This is a genomic window from Priestia megaterium (genome assembly GCF_041941685.1).
Classification (GTDB): Bacteria; Bacillota; Bacilli; order Bacillales; family Bacillaceae_H; genus Priestia; species Priestia megaterium_C.
The window spans coordinates 2,895,092-2,914,781 of the sequence record NZ_CP130958.1 but is presented as its reverse complement, the minus strand read 5'-3'; the positions used below and the strand labels follow the sequence as shown (position 1 = coordinate 2,914,781).

The window sequence follows — 19,690 nt, the reverse complement described above, 5'->3', positions numbered from 1 at the left end:
ATTTAAAAATGTAAAAGAGTAAGAGGAGGAAACAGACGGTGACAAACTACAAACAAGTTGGAAATCTGAAAGTAGCTCCAGTTCTCTATCAATTTATCAATGAGGAAGCTCTTCCGGGCAGCGGCCTAAGTACAGAAAATTTTTGGTCTGATTTTGAAGCGTTAGTAACCGAGTTAACACCCGTAAATAAACGTTTGTTAGAAAAGCGTGATCAGCTGCAAGCTCAAATTAATACGTGGCATCAAGAGAATCCTGACGGTGACTTTAACGAATACAAATCGTTTTTAACGAGAATTGGCTATTTAGAAGACAAGACAGAAGATTTTCTTATTGGTACAGAAGGAGTAGACAGCGAAATTGCCTATCAGGCAGGACCGCAGCTTGTTGTACCAGTAAATAACGCTCGGTATGCTATTAACGCTGCTAATGCACGTTGGGGAAGTCTCTATGATGCTCTTTACGGCACTGATGCAATCAGTGAAGAAAATGGAGCTTCGCGCACGAGTTCTTATAATCCAATTCGAGGAGAAAAAGTTATTGCGTTTGCGAAGAATTTTCTTGATGCAGTTGTTCCGCTCGTTCAGTCTTCTCATGCGGAAGTGGTTCAGTACAGCCTTGAAAATGGAAAGCTTGTCGCTCAATTAAACGATGGCAGTTTAACCGAATTACAGGAAGAAGAGAAATTTGTAGGGTATCAAGGAGAAGAAGAAAGCCCTGATGCTCTTTTATTCAAAAACAACGGCCTGCATTTTGAAGTTCAAATTGATCGTACGGATTCGATTGGTAAAACAGACGATGCGGGTGTAAAAGATATTTTAATGGAAGCAGCTCTTACGACGATTATGGACTGTGAAGATTCGGTAGCCGCAGTAGACGCAGAAGATAAAGTAGATGTTTACCGCAACTGGCTAGGATTAATGAAAGGTGATTTGACGTCTACTTTTAAAAAAGGAAGTCAAAACATGACAAGGCGTTTAAACCCAGACCGTACCTATGTTTCTCCCGACAAGAAAAAGATTTCACTGTCTGGCCGTTCGCTTATGTTTGTTCGAAACGTTGGGCATTTAATGACAAACAGCGCTGTTTTAGATCGAAATGGCAACGAAATCTATGAAGGTATTTTAGACAGCGTGATTACTAGTTTAATTGCCAAACACACCTTGCTTAAAAACGGTACGTATCAAAATTCTAAAAAGAGCTCTATTTATATTGTTAAACCGAAAATGCACGGCTCCAAAGAAGTGGCTTTTGCCAATACGTTATTTAATTCAATTGAAGATATGCTAGGGCTTGAGCGTCATACGATTAAAATTGGCGTAATGGACGAAGAGCGCCGCACGACGCTTAATTTAAAAGCGTGTATCAAAGAAGTAAAAGACCGAGTGGCTTTTATTAATACTGGATTCTTGGATCGAACAGGTGACGAAATTCATACCTCAATGGAAGCGGGCGCTGTTATCCGTAAAAATGATATGAAAACGTCTAAATGGCTTCAAGGCTACGAGCAGTCTAATGTAAATGTAGGATTAGCAAGCGGATTCCAAGGCCGCGCTCAAATTGGAAAAGGGATGTGGGCGATGCCGGATATGATGGCGGAAATGCTTAAACAAAAAGTGGGGCATTTAAAAGCAGGAGCGAATACGGCATGGGTGCCTTCACCAACTGCAGCAACGCTTCATGCTCTTCACTATCATCAAATTGATGTAAGAGATGTTCAAAACGAATTGCTTACTCAGTCTACTGATTTACAAGATGACATTTTGCAAATTCCTGTAGCAGAAAAACCAAATTGGAGCAAAGATGAAATTCAGCAGGAGCTCGATAACAACGCTCAAGGAATACTTGGGTATGTAGTGAGATGGGTCGACCAAGGAGTAGGGTGCTCAAAAGTACCGGATATTAATAATGTAGGGCTAATGGAAGACCGGGCAACGCTTCGTATTTCCAGTCAGCACGTAGCTAACTGGCTTCATCATGGAATTTGTACAAAAGAACAAGTAACTGAAACGCTAAAGCGAATGGCAAAAGTAGTGGATCAACAAAATGAAAATGATCCTCTGTATCAGCCAATGGCATCGAACTACAGCACATCCATTGCTTTTCAGGCAGCCTGCGATTTAGTATTTCAAGGCTATGATCAGCCAAACGGCTATACGGAGCCAATTTTACACCGCCGCCGTATTGAAGCAAAGGCAAAAGCAGCTATAAAACAATAAAAAAAACGGCCTGTCAGCATAGAGATGGCAGGCTGTACTTGCATCTTAAGAATCTGACTATCTACTATCCTTAATAAAATCAAGCAAATGGGAAAAGGAGTTATGTCATGAAATTTGTAAGGTTCGCTGTACAAGATAGCCGTCATACAGGTGTACTAAAAGAGGATACGATCAGCGTCATTAAAGGAAATATATTTGAGAAATGGGACTATACAGGACAGACTTTTTCACTGAGTGAAGTAAGGCTTTTGGCTCCTTTAGAGCCGAGTCAAATTATTGGAATAGGTGCAAATTATGCAGCCGCGAAGTCGGAGCTGCCAAGAGAACTTCCTTCTATTCCTGTCTTCTTTTTTAAGCCCGTATCCTCTGTGATTGGTCCAAACGAAGACATTGTCATTCCAACTGCGATTAAGCACGTCAAGTTTGAGTCTGAGCTTGCAGTTATTATTGGAAAAGAAGCAAAGAACATCGCAAAAGAAGACGTGCTGGACTATATATTTGGGTATACAATTGGAAACGATGTAACGGCTCCGGATTATTTTCATGAAGACGGGCACTGGACCATTGGAAAATCCTTTGATTCATTTACGCCTCTTGGCCCCGTAATCGAAACGGAGCTTGATTTTAAATCCATTCATGTAAAAGCGTTTTTAAATGGCGTTGAAAAACAAAACAGCTCGACAGATTTAATGATTATTTCCGTTGAGCAAATGATTGCTTACCTTTCTACTGTTATGACCCTTAAGCCGGGAGATGTGGTTTTAACAGGAAGTCCGGTCGGTGCGGAGCTGGTAAGCGCAAACGATGTCATTGAATGCACCATCCGAGAAATTGGAACCCTCCAAAATCCGTTTGTTGCAGAGAAAGAACGTGTAAACGTATAAGAGTGATAAAAAATGCCCGGCAGTAACACGACACATAAAGGAGAGAGAAAAATGGAGAGAGAAAACATGGTGAAGTCTGTAAGCCGGGCGTTGGATATCGTCACAATTGTCAGCATGGAAAGAGAAGGGGTAGGCGTCACAGAAATTGCAAAGCAAATGGACATCAATAAAAGCTCCGTATACCGTATTCTAACTACTCTTGCTCAGTACGGCTATATTGAACAAGATCAAGAAACCGGGCGGTACAAGCTTGGGTATAAGTTTTTAGAAGTAAGTTCAAAACTTTTAGATTCTATTGATCTACGAACGGAAGCAAAGCCGTTTTTGCAAGAACTTGAAAGTGAAACAAATGAAGTTATTCATCTTGTTGTCTACGATCAAGGTGAAGTAGTGTATATTGAAAAATTAGAAGGCAATCAGACGCTGCGCATGCATTCAAAAGTGGGGAAAAGAGCGCCTATGCACTGTACGTCTGTCGGTAAAGCTATCCTAGCTTTTTTACCGCTTAACACGGTAACAAGCATTCTTGAAAGAAAAGGCTTACCAGCTCATACCGATCACACCATTACAGATGAAGAAAGCTTTCTTCGAGAACTTTCAGAAGTAAAACAAAAAGGATATGCGCTGGATTTAGAAGAAAATGAATATGGAATTACCTGCATCGCAGCGCCCATTTTTGATCACCTTGGTCAGGTCGTTGCCGCAGTCAGCATTTCCGGTGCTACGATGCGTATGACAAATGAGCGATTAACGTATCTTCAAGAACGCATGGTTGATATAGGCAAGAACATTTCGGAGCGGCTCGGCTACAAAACTGAATCTGTGAAAAACAAAAGTTTGTTCTGATTCTTAGAGAACAAACTTTTGCTATATAATAATCTGTAAAATAACGTAATTATATTATGTAAACTATAGCCTAGGATTTTCAATTGATGTTTTATTCATGATACAATAAAGTCGTTAGAATATATACGTAAAGGAGATAAATTATGGAACAGTTTGAGCGCAATATTGAAAAATACGCCGAGCTAGCTGTAAAAGTCGGTGTAAACATTCAAAAAGGGCAAGTATTAAACATTAATGCCGATATTTCTTCCGCTGATTTTGTTCGTGAAATTGCGAAAAAAGCGTACGAAGCCGGAGCAAAGTCTGTTGATGTAGACTGGCATGACGATCATTTAGTTCGTTTGAAATATGAAAAAGCGGATGAATCTGTATTTAATGAATTTCCTGCTTGGAAAGCTCAAGCAAGAGAAGAGCTTGTGAAAAACGGAGGCGCTGTTTTATCTGTAATTTCAAGTGGTCCTGACTTACTAAAAGGAGTAGACGGCAAACGTATTGCTGCGTTCCAAAAAGTAAGCGGAAAAGCAATGAAAAAATTCCGTGAAGCGATCCAATCCGATAAAATCAGCTGGTCCATTGTAGCTGTTCCTTCAAAAGACTGGGCAGCTAAAGTATTTCCTGACGTTCCAGAAGAACAGCAGCAAGAAAAACTGTGGGAAGCTATTTTCAAATCCGTGCGCGTAGACCAAGAAGATCCAGTGGCTGCATGGGAAGAGCATAACGCTTCATTACATAAAAAAGTAGACATTTTAAATGAAAAGAAATTTGCTAAGCTTCACTATAAAGCGCCAGGAACGGATTTAACAATTGAGCTTCCTGACAAACATATTTGGGTTGGCGCAGGCAGTGTTAATGAGGACGGTAACTCGTTCATGGCCAATATGCCAACAGAAGAAGTATTTACACTTCCAAAAAAAGACGGCGTAAACGGTCAAGTAACAAGCACAAAACCGCTTAGCTACGCAGGAAACTTAATTGAAAACTTCACGCTAACATTTGAAAACGGAAAAATTGTTGATGTAAAAGCAGAAGAAGGCGAAGAAACGTTAAAGCACCTCATTGAAACAGATGAAGGTGCCAAATACTTAGGAGAAGTAGCCTTAGTACCGCATCAATCGCCAATTTCTCAGTCAAACATCATCTTCTACAACACGCTGTTTGACGAAAATGCATCCAATCACTTAGCCATCGGCAGCTCGTATTCTTTCTGTTTAGAAGGCGGAAAAACGATGTCTAAAGAAGAGCTATCACAAAACGGAGCAAACGACAGTATCACCCACGTTGACTTCATGATTGGCTCAGCTGAAATGGACATCGACGGCATTAAAGCTGACGGCACAAGCGAGCCTGTGTTTAGAAAAGGGAACTGGGCGTTTTGAATTAAATAAATAACAATAATAAAAGCTTCTGCGCTACATCCGCAGAAGCTTTTATTATGACCGCAAAATTTCTCTAAAACTAAGATTTATATATCTTACACGCTATTACGCTTTAAAACAAAACGATAGCATAATCTTCACTTTATCACTTTTAAGTTTGTACATCTGTGAAGGAGAGTTTTTCTTGAAAAAAAATCTTACGGCTGCGATCAGTATGCACCCTCTTGTTCAACATCTTTTATTAAGCTTCCCGTGTGGCCTCAGCAGGAATTTAGGTATATGTTCCCGAAAAAAGTTCGCATCTTTGAATACTATACCGTAGCCGAAGGCAGCAAGCGCATCTTTACAGATCAAGATGCGTTAAAAGAATACGGCACTCAGCATATATTGGATCCTGAGAGCTACTCATACAGTAATCTATTCATAAACGGTATGTTACAGCCTTCCTCCAATTACAGCGTCCAAAAAGGACTTCTTATTATTAACACAGAGGATATTCCTTTAGAAAAGTCACCCGTGATTTTACAAATGATTAAAGTAATCTAACTTTCAACCACAGAATGCGAAGTACACATGCCTGCACATAAAAAACAAGGTGAACGTTAATCAGTTCCACCTTGCTGTGATTCTTCTTTTTTAACCAGAGCGTCACGCTTGAACATGTGATAGTAGGTAAACCCTAAGCATAGAGCACCGGCGATTGAACAAAAATATTGCAAAAAACGGACGAAATCCATTGGAATGACCTCCCATTTTCAGTTTCGCTTCTAGTATGTACAGGGAAGTGAAATAATATGTGAAAAAGGGAGGTTTTCTCTTATAGTTCGTATGGTTCTTGGAGAGTAAGGTAAGGCTGCTGATCTTCAAGACCAAGACGCTTATTTAATTGTCTTTTCATTAAATCGTACTGGTAGATGAGGTGAAATTGATTTTTTTTCGGTGTTTCACAGCGAATGTATGTTTCTTGCCCGTTCTTGTCTGTGAAATGAATGGTTAACTCACCGAAATAGCGTTGAACAGGAGCTCCGTGAAGGCCTTTTTCATTTTTGACAACCTTTGAAAATTCTGCTCGTTGAATACGGTTAAATGGAATAATAGCTACTTGATTGATAACAAGACGCTGATCGTACATGTCAATTTTAGATATAGAAATTTGATTAATTCCTTCTGCAAATTTAACATGCCCGTTTACAGAAACAAGCGGTTTGCGATCCTCAGGATCAACAGCGCCTTGAGGCCGCTTAATGACGTAGAAGCTAGCTACGCCAAGTGCTACGATACCAACCACAACAATAAGTGCAAACATCATTTTGCATTCCACCTCCTGAGTATAGATGTGTAATCTGAATTTAACAGCAAGCTGTTTCAGTTGCCATATTGCCTCAACAATGAGGGTAGAGAAAAGCAGTTCGGCAGTTCATTATAAGTATATACATACGTTCGACAATATGGTGTGATATTCCTTCTTATTATGACTTTTTTACGACAAAATGGGCAAAACTCTTTTCGAAAATGAAGTGAATCAGTTACAATTTAAGGATAAGGTACCAAATTTCTTTTTTATCTCAAAAAAGTGCAGAAAAGCGTAAAAAATTCTAGGTACTTTCTCATATTTTTACTATTTTTATAGAATTTATTCTAATTTCTAATCCTTTATCGTGTATAATCTCTTGTGTGCAGCATGATATACATAAAGGTGTAAGGAGGCACAGTTCATTGTCTTTATCCGCAAAAAAGATATTATTATTAGTTTTAGTAGTTATATGTTTAGTGTTAGTTGTGATGCAATTCATAAATCGATCAGCAGAGCCGACTTCTGAACAAGCCCAAGAAACACTGAGTAAACTTCCTGAACAAGAAACCGTTAAAGAAAAAGCGAAAGGCGACGAGGAAGCGCACAAATATCGAGTGTATTATATTACTATTGAAAAAATCGAAAATGGTACATACAGCGGAACAACAAAAGAAGGAACGGGCATTAAATTTTCCGATAAAAATTTAAATGAACCGATTCCAAGCAATTTGAAAAAAGGGGATATTGTTAAAGCATACTTTGATCTTGAATACAGCACGAAAGGTCTAGTCAAAGTAGAAAAGGTAGACGAAATACCCGATGATGACGAGAGCTCAAGTTAATTGAGCTCTTTTTTTGTATTTTACGAATGTGGTAAAATATTGAATATATAGATACGATACAGGGGGAAGAAAATGATAGCAGCAATTATAGTAGGAGCGGTAATTCTTTTAGCTTTGATTATTAAAGGAATTGCAAAGCCAAGGGGATTTCGCTTGTACAAAGAGGAGCTTCCAGGTGAGCTTGGAATACATAAAGATCATGGGTTTGAAGATATTGTTCATTCACTAGAAGATTCGTTACCGACAGCCTATGTTCAGCAAGTAAAACAGCGTATAAAAGGGAGCAGCATAAAAGACGATGAAGTGGAGTGGACGTTTTTTGAGATGAAGCGTTACTTTTTATTAAATGCAGTCATCAAAGATGTACCGATGTTTAGTGAAAAAGTGGATGAAGTGTGGCACGAAATGATTATGTTTACAGTAGATTATGAGCGTTTTACAGAACACTTTTTCAGCCGCTTTTTACATCACCAGCCAAATGTAGATACAACTCCATCACCACAGCCGGATAAGCGAGCGTTCTTCGATTGGATGTATGCTCATTGGTTTGACATAACGGGCAACAGCCGACTGCTTTGGGGGAAATTTTTTCAGCATCCTCTTGATAAAAGTACACTTCAAGATTTTCAAAGGTTATCAGAAGATGAATTGCTAGATCGCTATTTTTTAAGAAACGGCAAATGGGAAAAACAACAGAGAGCCCTGATTCAAACGTTAAAAGAAGAAATTAAGGATGCAAAAAAACGAATGAAATCGGGAGGATCGTCGTACTTTAAAAAAGCATTAAAAAAAGGGAATGTATCAAACGAACTTCTTTTTCAAGGCTTTGTTTTTTATTCACTTTACGAAGCTACTGACTTTTCAAGACATATGAATGAACTGCTGCTATACAAAAAGACAATCTATGCGGGAGATACAGCCTCGTACAGCGGCTACAGCTGTTCAAGTACATGGGAAGACAATCGCCACCATCACCACCACGATGGAGGTCATCACCATCATGACAGCGGCAGCAGCTGTTCGAGTTCAAACTGCAGCAGCTCTAGCTGTTCAAGCTCTAGCTGCGGGAGTGGGTGCAGCAGCAGCTAATAAAGTAAAAAAACTCGTATAAAACGAGTTTTTTTACTTTAAATGCAACGATGGCAAAAAGGTTCACTGACAAGCAATGAAAAATTTGGTATAATCGTTACGTTTTTAAAAAGGAGAGACAGCGAAAATGAATATTTTATGGGACTTTGATGGAACCATCTTTGATACCTATCCAACAATTGTAAAAGCATTCAAAGAATTACTAACAGATCAAACGATCTCAGAAGATGATATTTTAAAACAGATGAAGATATCTTCTGACGTAGCAATTAAGCACTTCGATATTGAAAAGTCTTTGTTTGATAATCACTTCCATGTGCTCGAACAGAAAATCAATCCTAAAGATAAGCCTGCTTTTCCTCACGTAGAAGACGTACTGAGCTTTGCGGATACAAATGTAATTGTTACGCATAAATCTAGACAGTCTACTCTTGATATTCTTGCATTTTTTAATATGGAGCACTATTTTACGGAGATTATTACAAAAGATGATGGCTATAAACGAAAGCCTGATAGCGGCGCTTATGCATATCTTCACGATAAGTATCAGCTCGATTTAGTGATTGGAGATCGCGAGCTTGATTTAAAACCTGCCCGTGAACTGGGAATCAAAACATGTGCATTTCAAAATGACGACATTGAACCAGATTATCACCTTACATCATACGATCAATTTTTTAAAACTGTCGTAAATAAAAACTCGTGAAGCTATTCTTCACGAGTTTTTATTTGTTCAGGCTTATGTACTTCGGGAATTTCACCAAGCGTATAGTTCGCTACTTTTGTAATGTTACTATTAGCAAAGAAGTAAAACTCTCCGTCAACTCCGCGAATTTTTGTCGTGCGCAATCCAATTTCTTCAACAGTTCCTTTCGTATCATTTATGGATACGTGATCTCCTACTGAGAATTGATCTTCAAATAGGATAAAAAAACCGTTTAAAATATCTTTAATCAAATTTTGTGCACCTAAGCCTGTAATAAATCCTGCTACGCTAATACCAGCTAAGAGTGCTTTCATATTAATTCCAATTGCCTCTAAGGACGTAATAAGTACAATAAAATATACTACGTACATGACAATGCTCAGACAAAGCTTTTTCAGCGTTATTTCTTTACGTTCATTGTACCTCAGCAGTTTAGTTTTAAATCTGAAATCAAAGATTTTATTAATTACACTACGAGCAAACCTGATAACGATTTGAGCAATAATGAAAATCAAGATAATCTTTATAATTACTTCACTAATGTCAATCCACTTATCGGTATTAAATAAAGTTTGCTGTACCCACTGTATGTCTTTCATGACTAAGTCCCTTTCTTGCTTTATAAAATTTTCTCTACTGAATAGTATAATTTATTTTTAAAAATATACTACTAGAATTTATTAAGAGGCGTTTGAACTAATGTTTTATTTTAATTTATTTGTATTAGGTATACGTAATGAAAACTCCTTAATTTAGAAAAAGAAAAAATCCTCAGGTATAGATATTTTTAAAACATTTCTTTATACAAATATTAAATAAAACATTATAGCAGAGATTAGTATAGATCTTATTAACAAACATTATATACAGATATTAAGGGAAGAAAAATCCTTTAAAAACCCAATGATATCAAGGGCTAGAGAGGAAATTGCTTTTCAATAAATAACTGTGTGGAAAATAGACCTTTTTTGTGAACAGCATCCTTTAGCTAAAGGATGTTTTTTATAACAACAGATATGGAAACTATTTTATTTACTATGTTTTTTCTTCTGCAATAGACGGATTTTAAAACTCATAGTATGAAGTTTTCTATTAAAAGTATGAATTATTTCCACTGTGGATAAAAGTAGTCGTGTTAAAGAGTAAATAACTTGGAAATCATCGTTAATAAAAAAATAAAAGGGATGTTTTTATCAACAAAGAGGATGATATAACGTTAATTGAATATGTTTTCTTTCTTTTGTGGATAAGTATGAAGGTGTTTTTTTAGTAATATTCCGTAGTTATACACAAGAAATATCATTTATTTGAACTCATTACGTTTATATAGATAGGATAGTGGAATTGGATAGCTGCAAAAATGGGTATTTGTTTGCGCTATTTGTATCAAAAAGAGAAGAGAAGGGAGATAAAATAAAAAAAGGCATGCCAAATAAGCCCCTTATGAAGCTGTAAGTTCGGCAGGGACTTGATCTTGAAGATTTTTTGAAAGCTCTTTTCGAATGAGCGTACGGATTTTTCCACCGTAATTTTCAACGACTTGAGCATCATGGCTGAAGAAGGCCTGTTCAATCAGAGAATAAAGGGAAGACTTCACTCGTTCAATACCATATTCAAAAGAAAGCTGAACCAAATCAGCGATGTCTTCGTTTTGGAATGAAGACATAACAATTCCTGTAGAATCTGTGCTGTGTCCAGATAATTTTACAAAAGTCTCTTCAATAGCACGTCGAATCGCCGCATCGTATTGATCTTTCTTTTCCTGTTTTGACATCTTGCCATTTTTAGCTCCGTCTTTTAAAACAAAGAAAATAGTAGATCCTTGGACAACGGTTTTAAATGCGCTCGTCTGTGTTTCAGCTATTTTTTGCATCATACCTTTGTAGTGAGTATATTTCGGTGTAAAAATTTTATAGTCATTAAAGCTAATTTTTGAAGTGTTTTCTCCGGGATTAAACTGACGCTTAATCGTATCGTTGTCATAAACCAATTCTTTGCGCAGCTCTAAGCGAAGGGCATTTACGTTTTCAATTAGAATAAGTTCTTCAAAGCGAGTATATTCTAATTCCATAAACCCAAAGCCGTGTTCTTCAAAATATTGAGGATAGGGAATAATACAAATATTGATTCCTTTGCCGCTGCGAGAATAGGAAATTAATTCTGTTTCTGCTAATACTACATTGTTGTTGCGAACTGTTCGAACTGTACAATTCAAAGCGGCTGCAATCTCTTTTTCAGAAACATCACAAATAATACCTCTTTCATCAACGTGAAGGAAGTGATAAAAAATTAATTGTGAAATTTGAGATTTAGATAAACGGTGATGTTCTGCCACTGTTTTGATTGTAGGGTTCCCATGAGCGTCTAGGTCCATGTGATCTTCAACATCTTTATATTTTTCTACGGTGCTAGACAATTGGCGAATAATTTGTTTTCCAATTTTCGCAAATTCTTTTTTTATCATGAGAATCCCTCCAATCTATTTCATATCAACACTAATTTATTAGGGTAAAATAACAAAGAATACCTTGTGAAAATTATATCAATAAGAAATAGAATCGCAAACGAACGAGTAGTACGCTAAAAACGGCAAAAGGTTCAAAGAATGCTGTCATATCAAGGGGTTCAGCGTATAGGTTTTTTAGTACGACAAAAACGGCAAAAGCAAGCAAGCGCCGGTAGAACAGTGTTTGTTACGATCAGTAAAAATCAAAAAAAACTTTATGCGTTTTAGTACGTAAAAAACGGCAAAAGGCTGAGTATAGTACGCCGAAAATAGCAAAAGTGAAGAGTGGTACGCTAAAAACAGCAAAAGTTATCTCGATTCACCTAAAAAAAGGTAAAAAAATCACTTCTCTGATCGTTGTAAATAACACAATGAATTTTATTAGTACGTCAAAAATGGCAAAAGCTATTTTTAGTACGTGAAAAACGTCAAAAACGGCGTAGTAGTACGCTAAAAACAGCAAAAGTTTTCGTTTGGTACGTCAAAAATGGCAAAAGCTTTATATATGCTGCGAAAAAAATAAAAAATGGGGTTTGAAAAGGCAATAACAAAGGGAAAAGCAATGTTTAGTACGCAGAAAACGGCCAAAGTAGTGAAGGAGTACGTCAAAAACGGCAAAAGGTAGGATTGTTTTACGGAAAAAAGAGAATAATTAACAATTAATAAGTGATTACTAGTAAATAAAATGAATTTAGTACGTCAAAAATGGCAAAAGAATCAGAGTGGTACGTCAAAAACAGCAAAAGGTAGTAATTAGTACGCTAAAAACGGCAAAAGAAGCGAACGGGTACGTCAAAAACGGCAAAAGCTTCTGGTTAGTACGTTAAAAATGACAAAACTTCCAAACTGTGAAATAAAAGTAGAGGGATATTTTGTATTTATAAGCTGAAAGTGGCAAAATATCAAATAAAAAAGGAAGGGAACAATTTACCCTTCCAATGTTTCTCTATGTTCTCCTCCAAAATAGTCTTGAATTTCATAATTTTGAAGAGGAATAAAAGAGATTTCAAATCCTTGAAGTTTTTGCTGATAACTTTGGATCAGCACTTGATTGCTAACAAACTCTGCTAGAGATTCATTAATTAATTTTAGATTGACATCAATTTTCTTTGAACGAAAACGAACTTTTGAAGCAAAATATTGATACGGGTAAAAATGGGTGTAAGACTTCTCTTGTAAATAACAATCTAATCGCTCTTTTTGAAATGCATACAGCAGTAAAGAAGACAGCGAGTTATCTTTAAACTTTTTAATAACGTCACTGTAAATTTGTACAAACTGCTGATTTAAAAAGCCTTGATGCGTATCGTCGCTAAATACAATGGTTGCATATCGTCTGCCCGTTACTTCATCGGTTTCAATAACAGCTTTTTGGAAGAAGTTTATCGCAAATTTTGTATCTCTGGAATTTTTCTTCTTCGCTACACCTTCTACGTGGTATCTGGCAATTTTCATAATGCGGGCTTCAACCGCTTCATAGTTTTTTACACCTTTTGAATTATAAATTTCTTTCACGATATCCGCTAAATCAAGAGTCACCGTTTTTTCTTTATAAAACATCTCGTCGCGCTGTGAAAGAGCAAACTGGATAATTTGGGAATCTTTCGGGTCTAAAACCATATTTCGTTTGGAAAGAACCGTTTGATTATCATTCACAGGGATAATGGTGCGAATGAAATATTCTTCATCAACTTTATAGTCATTATATAAAACGACTTCTTGGGAGTTTGTTTTAACTTCCATATTGGTTTTAAGAGAATGACTTTCGTTTGAGAAGATAGGGGCCTCTACCCACGAATTTAATCGTTTATCAATCCAGTTACTCAAATTTCCATTGTATTTTTCTAATATGATTTCAGCAATTAAAAAAGTAAAGTCCGTGTGAAATGCTTTCTCTATTTGATAATTCATTTTTGAATCTAAATAAGGAAAATCGGTAATGTTTGTTTTTTTACTTTTAGCCCATGTCTCTACTTCTTTTAACTTTATCTTTAAAATATCTTCAGGTTTTTCCACGCCAAACAGCTTTTTTAAGTGTTCGGTATCCACTTTTTTATCCATCACTTTTTTGGCCAACTCAATGTCTTCAAAAATAGGATTAGGCTTTTCTGCTTTAATATCTTTTTTTAACGTTTGCAGCCAGTTTTTCTTATTCGATTGTCTTCTTTTGTAAGCGGGATTTCTTATTTCCTTAGGATTTATTAATTTATTCTCTAAAACAAACGTATCTTGCAATATATTTAAAATGTAGTCTTCTATAAAATCTTTTTCATTCGAAAAGAACGAATGAGAATCATATAAAAAGTCTATGCACTTTGCTTTGATATTGTCATCGATCGCATCGCTGATTTGTTTAATAAGGTAAGGAGAAAAATTGGATGGTTCGTTCATGTTGACCTCCTCTGTATGTATTTAATCTGTAACAGTCTTATTATATCTTTTTTGAACGATACTCTAAAGACTAAAAGGAAAATTCGTTTTTGTGAATGCTGTTTTATATCAAATTAGCCTAGCCAGCTATTAGTATATAAAGGCTTATTGCAAATATAAAATTCTTTCTTTATAGCGCTTGTACAATATAAGTATGTACTTTAGATGTAAGGAGAGTATTATAGTAGTTTTATAAAAGAGAAAAGCAAAGTACATTCATTGAGTTTAAAAATCGAAAAGTTTATACTTGCCAAGTACACTCTTTTACAAATAGGGGGAATAAGTATGTTGTTAAAATCTAAAGCAATTTTTTTAGATATGGACGGTACGATATTAAACCGTGTTAACAAAGTAAGTATTCAAACAAAAGAAATCATTGACGAATTACGAAAACAGGGAATTTTTGTTTTTATCGCTACGGGAAGAGCGTTTGATGAAATAGAAGAGTTAGTTCCTGAAGGCTTTCAAGTGGATGGATTTATCACGTCAAATGGTATGGCAGGGTACGTAGGAAAAGAAGCAGTCTTTCAGCATTCGCTTTCGCTCCAGTTGGTGGAAACCATTATTGAAAAAGCAAGAGCGAACAAGGTATACTATGAGCTTTTCCCGTACGGCACATCTCGCGTGACGTTAAAACAAGATCAGTCCTATGCGGAAAATGAAATTAGAGAGCCAAAGCCAGACAGTGTGGAAATTAACGAGTGGCTTTCCCGTAAACAAGCAATTAAAGAAGAAATTGACTGGAAAGATTCCGTAGAAGGAAGCGAATTTTCAAAGTTCTATTTCTTTGCAAGAACGCACGAGCATATCGATAAATGGAAAGAGGAGCTTGAAGAACTTAAAAAAGAAATCGACTTTACAACTTCTACTTCATCTAAACACAATGTTGAAGTGATGGTGGCAAACGTAAATAAAGCAACGGGAATTCAGCAAATGCTAAAACATTTTAATTTGCCCGAGCAAGACATTCTAGCAATTGGCGACAGCAACAATGATTTACCAATGTTTGAGTTTGCCAGCTATGCCGTAGCGATGAAAAATGCGCCGGATCATATTAAAGAAATTGTCGATGACGTAACGGAATTTAACTGTGACGAAAACGGCGTATCCCATTATCTTTCTAAATTTTTATTGCAAAAATCTGCTAGAAGTAATCCCGTTTTATAAAAATTAATCTATTTCGCGATAATGCATTATAACCAATTCTTTAAAACATCGTCTTTTAGGCGGTGTTTTTAGTATACATAAGGTGAAAAGTAAACCGTTCATTATTTTTAGTTATAGCACTCTTAGCTAAAAAGAATAGATAAGAATAAATCTTCTATAATTTAAAAATCATGTTATAAACAACGTAATTATACAACTATCCTCGTACCTATCCCTGCAAAACAACTCTCAGCCCTGATGAGTGCCACCATGCCAAAGCATAAAACATTTTAAAATCTAAACTTTTTCTTTCTTCAAACTTTTTATAAAATGCTGAGAAAAGGGATTGTATCTCCTTATATTTAATGCTAATATAACATTTAATGAAAATAGTATAACATATTTAGTTTTATTTTATAATTAGTATGACACAAATTCTGAATTTAATTGTTTTGTTAAAGTGTTTATAATCATAGTGACCAGCATATTTGTCTATTCATTACTATTAAATTTTGTATCTTGCAAGCTGCTAAATGATAGTTGAACAAAAAATACTAGCGTTATTAAACTATTAAAATCAAAGAATAGGAAGATTTAATGTGAATAAAAGAAAAATTGTCTATATAGTTTCCGACTCAGTAGGTGAAACGGCTGAGCTGATGGTAAAAGCAGTTTTAACTCAATTTAGTGGAGAAGATATTGAAATTCAAAATACTTCTTACGTAGAAGATGAGGGAAATATTGATAATATCATTGCTGAAGCAAGGTGTAACGAGGCCATCATTGCGTATACTATCGTCATCCCACCTTTAAAACAGTATCTTGACGAAAAGGCACAAGAAGAAGGAATTGTAGCCATTGATTTAATGACCCCTCTTATGAGTGCCTTTAGCCAAACCTTTAATAAGGAACCTAATCTTCAACCGAGATTAACGAGAAAATTAGACGATAACTATTTTCGAAGAGTAGAAGCAGTTGAATTCGCTGTTAAATATGATGATGGACAAGACTTCAGAGGCATCAAGCGAGCTGATCTAGTGTTGATTGGTGTTTCGAGAACATCTAAGACGCCACTTTCTATGTATTTAGCTCATAAAAGTCTTAAAGTAGCGAATATACCGTTAGTTCCAGAAGTGACGCCTCCTGATGAACTTTTTACTATTCCGAAAAATAAATGTATTGGTTTAGTTATTACACCGGATAAGCTCAATGAAATCCGAAAAGAACGATTAAAAAATTTAGGTTTAGCGTCTCAAGCCAATTATGCCACTGTAGATCGAATCCTTGAAGAGCTGGACTATGCTGAGAAAATTATGAAGCGCATTGGTTGTCCTATTGTTAATGTCTCAGGTAAAGCAGTTGAAGAAACCGCTGAAGTGATATTAAGCATGTTAAAAAAGGACAAGATGAAAGGGTATGTATAAAAACGCCCATTATGTAAGACAGATAACTTGTCAGACATACTTAATCTATAGAGAGTCAGGTAGAACAGGCGTGTTGCTATAAGGTGCTTTTTTAAAATATAAAAGATAAGGAAGATTGTGATGAGCAATGTATATAAAAAAACAGACGTTATCTTAATTGGGGCCGGAGTTATGAGCGCAACGTTGGGATCTTTACTAAAAGAGTTAGCGCCGGAATGGGAAATCAAAGTATTTGAGAAACTCGCAGATGCAGGAGAAGAAAGCTCGAATGAATGGAATAATGCAGGGACGGGCCATGCTGCACTGTGCGAGTTGAACTATACATCTGAACAAGCTGATGGATCTATAGATATTACGAAAGCAGTGCGAATTAATGAACAGTTTCAGCTTTCAAAGCAGTTTTGGTCGTATCTTGTAAGCAGTAATTTAATTCATCATCCGCAAGAGTTTATTATGCCAATCCCTCATATGAGTTTCGTACAAGGAGAAAAGAACGTATCCTTTCTGAAAAAACGTTTTGAAGCGCTATCAAATAATCCGTTGTTTCAAGGGATGGAGTATTCGGATCGTCCTGAAAAGTTAAAAGAATGGATGCCGCTTGTTATGAAAGGCCGTACATCGACTGAAGCAATTGCGGCAACCAAAATTGACTCAGGGACGGACGTGAACTTTGGAGCTTTAACTCGTATGTTGTTTACACATTTAAAAAGTAAAAGCGTAGAAATAAACTATAACCACAGCGTTGAAAATCTGACACGTACCGCAGACGGCTCGTGGGAAGTAAAAGTACATGATATTCATAGCGGCAAACAGGAATATCACACAGCGAACTTTGTTTTTATCGGAGGAGGAGGAGGAAGTCTGTCTTTACTCCAAAAAACGGGTATTCCTGAGTCCAAACATATTGGAGGGTTCCCGGTAAGCGGATTATTTATGGTATGCAATAACCCCGAAGTTGTAGCGCAGCATCACGGGAAAGTGTACGGAAAAGCGAAGGTTGGCGCTCCGCCGATGTCGGTTCCGCACCTTGATACACGCTATATCGACCGCAAAAAAACACTGCTGTTTGGACCTTTTGCCGGATTTTCACCAAAGTTCTTAAAAACGGGTTCAAACTTGGATTTAATCAATTCTGTAAAACCGAATAATATCTTGACGATGTTAGCAGCAGGCGTCAAAGAGATGGGCTTAACGAAATACTTGATTCAGCAGGTGCTGTTGTCCAATGAAAAGCGTATGGAAGAACTTCGCGAGTTTATTCCAAACGCAAAAAGCGAAGACTGGGATATCGTCGTAGCGGGTCAGCGTGTACAAGTAATCAAAGATACGGAAGCCGGAGGTAAAGGAACTCTTCAATTTGGTACAGAAGTTGTGAGTTCAGCTGATGGTTCCGTTGCTGCATTGCTCGGGGCTTCGCCAGGTGCTTCGACTGCTGTTCATGTCATGCTTGAAGTGCTAGAAAAGTGTTTCCCGCAGCATATGAAGAAATGGGAATCAAAAATAAAAGAAATGATTCCTTCTTACGGATTATCTTTGGTAGAAAATCCAGCGCTTTTTAACGAAATTCATGCTTCTACAGCACAAATGCTTGATTTAAGTAAAAAAGAACTTGTGTACCGATGATTTTAGGCAGCCTTTGACACATATGCTTTAAATTAAAAGAATTTTTTAGAAGCTGTTGTAAAGTATTCAAAATATAGGTGAAACATATAAGAAAAAATGAGGGAGGTTCGTTATATAACGGGCTTCTTTTTATTTATTTCCTTTACTAGCAGAATTTACTTCGTATTCATGATATAATTCTTACTAGTAAGCGTTTACATATAATGAAGTGAAGAATTGGAAAATAGCTATTTCGAGGAGCCGATAAAAGATGATTCTAACTAATACATCTTTATTAACGAAAGAACAAACGATTTTTAATCATACAGGTAATAAAATTAAATTAGAAGACAGAGAGATTGATATTGTTGCTCGATTTGAAGAGCCTCTTGTTCTAGTTTTAGGAAATGTCCTAAGTAACGAAGAATGTGACGAACTTATACAGCTATCCAAAGATAAAATGCAGCGATCAAAAATTGGTGCTGCACGTGAAGTAAACAGTATTCGAACGAGCAGCGGCATGTTTTTTGAAGAAAGCGAAAACGAGCTTGTACATCAAATCGAAAGAAGACTTTCTAAAATAATGGGACCATCTATTGAATATGCTGAAGGTCTTCAAGTTTTAAAATACTTGCCTGATCAAGAATACAAAGCACATCACGATTATTTCACTTCTGCAAGTAAAGCATCTAAAAACAACCGTATTAGTACATTGGTTATGTACTTAAACGATGTCGAAGAAGGAGGAGAAACTTATTTTCCTAAGCTGGGTCTTTCCGTATCTCCGACAAAAGGAATGGCCGTGTACTTTGAATATTTTTATAGTGATGCTGAACTTAATGACCGTACTCTCCACGGGGGAGCTCCTGTTATAAAAGGAGAAAAGTGGGTCGCTACCCAGTGGATGCGCAAACAAAAAATTCGATCGTAAAAACAAAGGTTTGAAGAGCCCTATTAGCTATTATTGTTAATGAGGGCTCTTATTTATGTTACAAAAAAATAGCAATCATGTTAGCCAGTTATTATATTGCAATATTCACACTTATTCTATTTGTGCGGCTATTCCTTATTCTTATAAGCCGGTAGACGATAAATGTATTTGTAGTGTAAAATATCCTCATGATTAAAAATCTGGATACAGTAAAATGAAAAATGTGTTCGTGAGATAAAAATAAAATAGATGCTATTTAAAAAAATGACTTTAAAACAGGTAAGCAATTTTTATAACAGTTGCACGAAAAAACTCGTGAAAGGTATTTTCACGAGTTTTTGTTTTTAGGTGATTTACACTATTTATAAAATCATTTTACTTTTATATAGTAGATAGGG

17 protein-coding genes are annotated in these 19,690 nt (G+C 36.4%); 12 read left to right on the top strand and 5 right to left on the bottom strand.

Features of this window, described 5'->3' with window-relative positions; genetic code table 11:
- The first annotated feature begins 38 nt into the window (after nt 1-38).
- From Q5794_RS15105 to Q5794_RS15085, 5 genes are all read left to right on the top strand, one after another.
- Nucleotides 39-2,216, top strand: a complete 2,178-nt coding sequence (locus tag Q5794_RS15105) for a malate synthase G (RefSeq protein WP_374988123.1) — start codon at nt 39-41, stop codon at nt 2,214-2,216.
- Nucleotides 2,217-2,323: 107 nt separating this feature from the next.
- Nucleotides 2,324-3,100 carry a fumarylacetoacetate hydrolase family protein gene (locus Q5794_RS15100; protein ID WP_214986761.1) on the top strand — a complete coding sequence of 259 codons (777 nt, stop codon included), beginning with the start codon at nt 2,324-2,326 and terminating at the stop codon, nt 3,098-3,100.
- Between the two features lie 51 nt (nt 3,101-3,151).
- Nucleotides 3,152-3,946, top strand: coding sequence for an IclR family transcriptional regulator (locus tag Q5794_RS15095; RefSeq protein ID WP_192993894.1), 795 nt, complete (start codon nt 3,152-3,154; stop codon nt 3,944-3,946).
- 143 nt (nt 3,947-4,089) lie between these two features.
- Nucleotides 4,090-5,322, top strand: a complete 1,233-nt coding sequence (locus Q5794_RS15090; protein ID WP_214986759.1) for an aminopeptidase — start codon at nt 4,090-4,092, stop codon at nt 5,320-5,322.
- Between the two features lie 279 nt (nt 5,323-5,601).
- A complete protein-coding gene (locus Q5794_RS15085) occupies nt 5,602-5,868 on the top strand; it encodes a DUF4183 domain-containing protein (protein WP_374988122.1) in 267 nt (88 codons plus the stop codon).
- A gap of 56 nt (nt 5,869-5,924) precedes the next feature.
- Here the strand turns inward: Q5794_RS15085 and Q5794_RS15080 are convergent, their stop codons facing one another.
- Together Q5794_RS15080 and Q5794_RS15075 are read right to left on the bottom strand one after the other, a co-directional pair.
- Nucleotides 5,925-6,059 (bottom strand): hypothetical protein, encoded by a 135-nt coding sequence (locus tag Q5794_RS15080; protein WP_264295212.1) that lies wholly within the window; start codon nt 6,057-6,059, stop codon nt 5,925-5,927.
- An 80-nt stretch (nt 6,060-6,139) separates the two neighbouring features.
- Entirely contained in the window at nt 6,140-6,631 is a 492-nt protein-coding gene (locus tag Q5794_RS15075; protein WP_028409022.1) for a hypothetical protein, read from the bottom strand.
- 407 nt (nt 6,632-7,038) lie between these two features.
- Between Q5794_RS15075 and Q5794_RS15070 the strand changes: the two genes are divergently transcribed.
- The 3 genes from Q5794_RS15070 to Q5794_RS15060 all read left to right on the top strand — a co-directional run bounded on the left by Q5794_RS15070 (nt 7,039) and on the right by Q5794_RS15060 (nt 9,253).
- Entirely contained in the window at nt 7,039-7,458 is a 420-nt protein-coding gene (locus Q5794_RS15070; RefSeq protein WP_014459592.1) for a hypothetical protein, read from the top strand.
- Between the two features lie 72 nt (nt 7,459-7,530).
- Nucleotides 7,531-8,547 (top strand): hypothetical protein, encoded by a 1,017-nt coding sequence (locus Q5794_RS15065; RefSeq protein WP_374988121.1) that lies wholly within the window; start codon nt 7,531-7,533, stop codon nt 8,545-8,547.
- A gap of 127 nt (nt 8,548-8,674) precedes the next feature.
- Complete coding sequence (locus Q5794_RS15060; protein WP_374988120.1) at nt 8,675-9,253, top strand: HAD-IA family hydrolase; 579 nt, start codon at nt 8,675-8,677, stop codon at nt 9,251-9,253.
- A 2-nt stretch (nt 9,254-9,255) separates the two neighbouring features.
- On the opposite strand, the gene Q5794_RS15055 is transcribed toward Q5794_RS15060, so the two are convergent.
- From Q5794_RS15055 to Q5794_RS15045, 3 genes are all read right to left on the bottom strand, one after another.
- Complete coding sequence (locus Q5794_RS15055; RefSeq protein ID WP_214986751.1) at nt 9,256-9,852, bottom strand: mechanosensitive ion channel domain-containing protein; 597 nt, start codon at nt 9,850-9,852, stop codon at nt 9,256-9,258.
- 842 nt (nt 9,853-10,694) lie between these two features.
- Complete coding sequence (locus Q5794_RS15050) at nt 10,695-11,717, bottom strand: hypothetical protein (protein ID WP_374988119.1); 1,023 nt, start codon at nt 11,715-11,717, stop codon at nt 10,695-10,697.
- Between the two features lie 969 nt (nt 11,718-12,686).
- Nucleotides 12,687-14,150 carry a hypothetical protein gene (locus Q5794_RS15045; RefSeq protein WP_028409018.1) on the bottom strand — a complete coding sequence of 488 codons (1,464 nt, stop codon included), beginning with the start codon at nt 14,148-14,150 and terminating at the stop codon, nt 12,687-12,689.
- Between the two features lie 324 nt (nt 14,151-14,474).
- Here Q5794_RS15045 and Q5794_RS15040 point away from each other — a divergent pair, with 324 nt between their 5' ends.
- The 4 genes from Q5794_RS15040 (at nt 14,475) to Q5794_RS15025 (ending at nt 19,292) form a co-directional block, all read left to right on the top strand.
- Nucleotides 14,475-15,356, top strand: coding sequence for an HAD family hydrolase (locus tag Q5794_RS15040; RefSeq protein WP_374988118.1), 882 nt, complete (start codon nt 14,475-14,477; stop codon nt 15,354-15,356).
- Nucleotides 15,357-15,934: 578 nt separating this feature from the next.
- Entirely contained in the window at nt 15,935-16,759 is an 825-nt protein-coding gene (locus Q5794_RS15035) for a pyruvate, water dikinase regulatory protein (protein ID WP_374988117.1), read from the top strand.
- Nucleotides 16,760-16,879: 120 nt separating this feature from the next.
- Nucleotides 16,880-18,382, top strand: a complete 1,503-nt coding sequence (locus tag Q5794_RS15030; RefSeq protein WP_374988116.1) for a malate:quinone oxidoreductase — start codon at nt 16,880-16,882, stop codon at nt 18,380-18,382.
- Nucleotides 18,383-18,632: 250 nt separating this feature from the next.
- The gene (locus tag Q5794_RS15025; protein WP_013057538.1) at nt 18,633-19,292 is read left to right on the top strand and encodes a 2OG-Fe(II) oxygenase; all 660 of its coding nucleotides are present in this window, start codon (nt 18,633-18,635) and stop codon (nt 19,290-19,292) included.
- The last annotated feature ends 398 nt before the right edge of the window (nt 19,293-19,690 follow it).